Source organism: Herminiimonas sp., assembly GCF_030645555.1.
Taxonomy (GTDB): domain Bacteria; phylum Pseudomonadota; class Gammaproteobacteria; order Burkholderiales; family Burkholderiaceae_D; genus Oxalicibacterium.
On sequence record NZ_JAUSME010000332.1, the window covers coordinates 1 to 3,731 of the forward strand.

Annotated in this window: 3 protein-coding genes and 1 pseudogene; 1 reads left to right on the forward strand and 3 read right to left on the reverse strand. The window is 58.5% G+C overall.

The window, feature by feature from the left end:
- A partial coding sequence (gene nadB, locus Q7T06_RS12465; protein ID WP_304785127.1) for an L-aspartate oxidase occupies positions 1 to 1,028 on the forward strand: 1,028 nt, incomplete at its 5' end.
- Between the two features lie 76 nt (positions 1,029 to 1,104).
- On the opposite strand, the gene nadC is transcribed toward nadB, so the two are convergent.
- The 3 genes and pseudogenes from nadC to Q7T06_RS12480 all read right to left on the reverse strand — a co-directional run.
- Positions 1,105 to 1,977, reverse strand: coding sequence for a carboxylating nicotinate-nucleotide diphosphorylase (gene nadC, locus Q7T06_RS12470; protein WP_304785128.1), 873 nt, complete (start codon positions 1,975 to 1,977; stop codon positions 1,105 to 1,107).
- Positions 1,974 to 3,113 (reverse strand): quinolinate synthase NadA, encoded by a 1,140-nt coding sequence (gene nadA, locus Q7T06_RS12475; protein WP_304785129.1) that lies wholly within the window; start codon positions 3,111 to 3,113, stop codon positions 1,974 to 1,976. Before nadA ends, nadC begins: the two co-directional genes overlap by 4 nt.
- Positions 3,114 to 3,286: 173 nt before the next feature.
- A pseudogene (locus Q7T06_RS12480) lies at positions 3,287 to 3,721 on the reverse strand (ATP-binding cassette domain-containing protein); the annotation flags it as partial.
- Positions 3,722 to 3,731 lie beyond the last annotated feature (10 nt).

Genomic DNA, 3,731 nt, shown 5'->3' on the forward strand with positions numbered 1-3,731 from the left:
ACACCGTGCTGGCCACCGGCGGCGCCGGCAAGGTCTATCTGTACACGACCAATCCGGATACCGCGACTGGCGACGGGATTGCAATGGCATGGCGTGCCGGCTGCCGCATCGCCAACATGGAATTCATCCAGTTCCATCCGACCTGCCTTTATCACCCATACGCAAAATCATTCCTGATCACCGAAGCCGTGCGCGGCGAAGGCGGCGTACTGAAGCTGCCGGTCACGGCCGGCAAGGATAGCGGCAAGCGCTTCATGCCCGAGCATGATGCACGCGCCGAACTGGCGCCGCGCGACATCGTCGCCCGCGCCATCGATGCGGAAATGAAAAAACGCGGCGTCGATTATGTCGATCTCGACATCAGCGACAAGTCACCGGAATTCCTGAAAGAACATTTCCCCACCATCATGGCGCGCTGCCTGGAGCTGGGCATAGACATGACCAAACAGCCTATCCCGGTCGTGCCGGCTGCGCATTACACTTGCGGCGGCATCATCACCGACCTGTCAGGCCGCACCGACCTGCCGGGCCTGTATGCCGTCGGCGAAGCCACCTGCACCGGCCTGCACGGCGCCAACCGCCTGGCCAGCAACTCGTTGCTGGAATGCCTGGTACTCGGTCGCGCCACGGCGAAATACATCGATGAACAGCCGAAGCAAAAAACCGTCGTCCTGCCGGCCTGGGATGAAAGTCGCGTCACCGATGCCGATGAAGAAGTCATCATCACCAACAACTGGGAAGAACTGCGGCGCTTCATGTGGAATTACGTCGGCATCGTGCGCACCACCAAACGGCTGGAACGCGCGCAACATCGCATCCGCCTGTTGAAGGAAGAAATCGACGAGTACTACGCGCATTTCCGCATCACGCCGGATTTGCTGGAGTTGCGTAATCTGGTGGAAGTAGCATCGCTGATCGTCAATAGCGCATTGTCACGTCGTGAAAGCCGCGGCCTGCATTTCAGCCGCGACTATCCTGAGACGCTGCCGAAAGCCTTGCCTAGCGTGTTGCAACCTGACCGAAAATAATCGGGCAGCAACAAACCAATAAAAAAGCCGCTGATCGCAAGATCAGCGGCTTTTTTTACAGCGGATATTTATCGACCTATTGCGCCGCAATGATCCGCAACGAGTAATCGGTAGCCCGCACATCCTTGGTCAAGCCGCCTATCGAAATCCGGTCGACACCAGTCTCTGCAATTGCCCTGACCGAATCCCGATTCACGCCGCCCGAGGCTTCCAGCACTGCGCGCCCCTGATTCAAAATGACGGCTGCATGCATCGCATCCAGCGAGAAATTATCCAGCAGCACAGCTTGCGCACCGGCCGCAAGCGCCTCATCGAGCTGCACCAGCGTCTCTACCTCTATCTGTATCGTCACGCCGGCGTGCAAGGCCAGCGCCGCCTGCATCGCCGCACTCACGCCACCGGCTGCGGCGATGTGGTTTTCCTTGATCAGGATGCCGTCATACAGCGCCAGCCGCTGATTCTTGCCGCCACCTACGCGCACTGCGTACTTCTGCGCCAGACGCAAACCGGGCAGCGTTTTGCGCGTATCCAGAATGGCGGCCTTGGTGCCGGCTATCAAGGCGACATAATCGCGGGTGGCAGTGGCAACACCGGACAACAGTTGCAGGAAATTCAGCGCCGCCCGTTCCGCCGTCAGCAAGGCACGCGCCGGGCCTTCGATTGCGCAGACCATGCTGTCGGCCTGCATCAGATCGCCCTCTGCATAACGCCATACAATATTGATGCGCGGGTCTATCTGCTTCATCACGCCTTCAAACCACGGTGCGCCGCACAGCACGGCCGCCTCGCGCACGATCACATGCGCGTTGACTATGTCATGTTCAGGCACCAGCTTGCCGGTGACGTCGCCGCTACCGACATCTTCGGCGATGGCAGAGACGATGTTTTCTTCAAAAGCCGCTGCCAGAGCGGCATCAAAAGGAGCGTATGGATTGCGCAGCAGGCTCATGCCGGACCTATGCCTGAAAACAGTTTTTGTTCTTTTGCCAAATCGCTGGATGGACGTACATTGGCTTTTTGCGCAGCGGCGAAATCCAGCATGCGGTCTATGCAGACATGCGCCTTGCGGCCGATTTCCGGGTCGACATGGATTTCATTGCGGCCCGATTCCAGTACATCGGCCAGGTTCTGCAAACTGTTCATTGCCATCCACGGACAATGCGCGCAGCTCTTGCAGGTGGCACTGTTGCCGGCCGTAGGCGCATCGATGAATATCTTGCCCGGCGCTGCCATTTTCATCTTGTGCAGTATGCCGTTGTCAGTAGCGACGATGAATTCCGGCGCATCCATCGTTTGCGCCGCATGGATCAGTTGCGAAGTCGAACCGACCGCATCGGCCAGCGCCACCACGGCGGCAGGCGACTCGGGATGCACCAGCACCTTGGCCAGCGGATGTTCCTTCTTCAGCAACTCGAGTTCGACGGCCTTGAACTCGTCATGCACTATGCAGGAGCCTTGCCACAGCAGCATGTCGGCCCCAGTCTGCTTTTGTATATAGCCGCCCAGATGCTTGTCCGGCGCCCACAGGATTTTTTTGCCTTGTGCATGCAGGTGCGCGACGATTTGCAAACCGATCGAAGACGTCACCATCCAGTCGGCGCGTGCCTTCACCGCAGCGCTGGTATTGGCATAGACGACAACGACGCGATCCGGATGCGCATCGCAGAAGGCGGCGAATTCATCCGCAGGACAGCCGAGATCAAGCGAACAGGTCGCATCCAGATCCGGCATCAGTATGGTTTTTTCAGGGCTGAGTATCTTTGCGGTTTCGCCCATGAACTTGACGCCGGCCACGACCAGCGTCCTGGCCGGATGATCGCGCCCGAAGCGTGCCATCTCGAGCGAATCCGATACGCAGCCGCCGGTTTCTTCGGCCAGGTCCTGCAGGTCGGCGTCAACATAGTAATGCGCCACCAGCACCGCGCCACGCTCCTTCAGCAAGCGCTTGATGCGTTCCTTCAATGCAATTTTTTCTTCCGGCGACGGTGTAGCCGGTACACGTGCCCAGGCTCGCTCCGTGCAACTGATGCCGCTTTGCATGGCTGGGTGTTCGAATTCAACGGTTTTGATAGGCAGGATTTGCATGGCTGGTCGCTAAGTGAAGACGGTGTATGTGGTGTGCTGTAACAAGGTGCGAGGCAAATTGTAGCGCCATTCCGATATATGGGCTGCCGGGCCCGATACCAGACTAACAAGCGGCGCGCATGTGAAAAAGCGCGACGTGGACGATGCCGCGTCGCGCTTTTCCCTGGCCATACTTACTCGATGCCCTGGCTGGACAGGTAATCCTCGTAGCTGCCCTGGAAGTCGATGATCTCGCCATCCTTGAGTTCCAGCACGCGTGTGGCCAGCGAAGAGACGAATTCGCGATCATGCGACACGAAAATCAGCGTGCCGGCATATTTTTCCAGCGCGATGTTCAGCGACTCGATCGATTCCATGTCCATATGGTTGGTCGGCTCATCCAGCAACAGCACGTTATGGCGGCCCAGCATCAGCTTGCCATACGTCATGCGGCCTTTTTCACCACCGGACAGGACCTTGACCGATTTCTTCACGTCGTCACCACCGAACAGCAGGCGGCCGAGTATCGAGCGCACGGCTTGATCGTCGTCGCCTTCCTGCGTCCACTGGCCCATCCAGTCGCTCAGGTTGATAACCTAGAGAAAATCCTCGGTCGGGTCCTGCGGCATCTAGCCGACG

What these genes read in the sequence shown, in the direction of transcription:
- nadC (WP_304785128.1), bottom strand. Translation starts at nt 1,977, where the DNA reads ATGAGCCTGCTGCGCAATCCATACGCTCCTTTTGATGCCGCTCTGGCA.
- nadA (WP_304785129.1), bottom strand. Translation starts at nt 3,113, where the DNA reads ATGCAAATCCTGCCTATCAAAACCGTTGAATTCGAACACCCAGCCATG.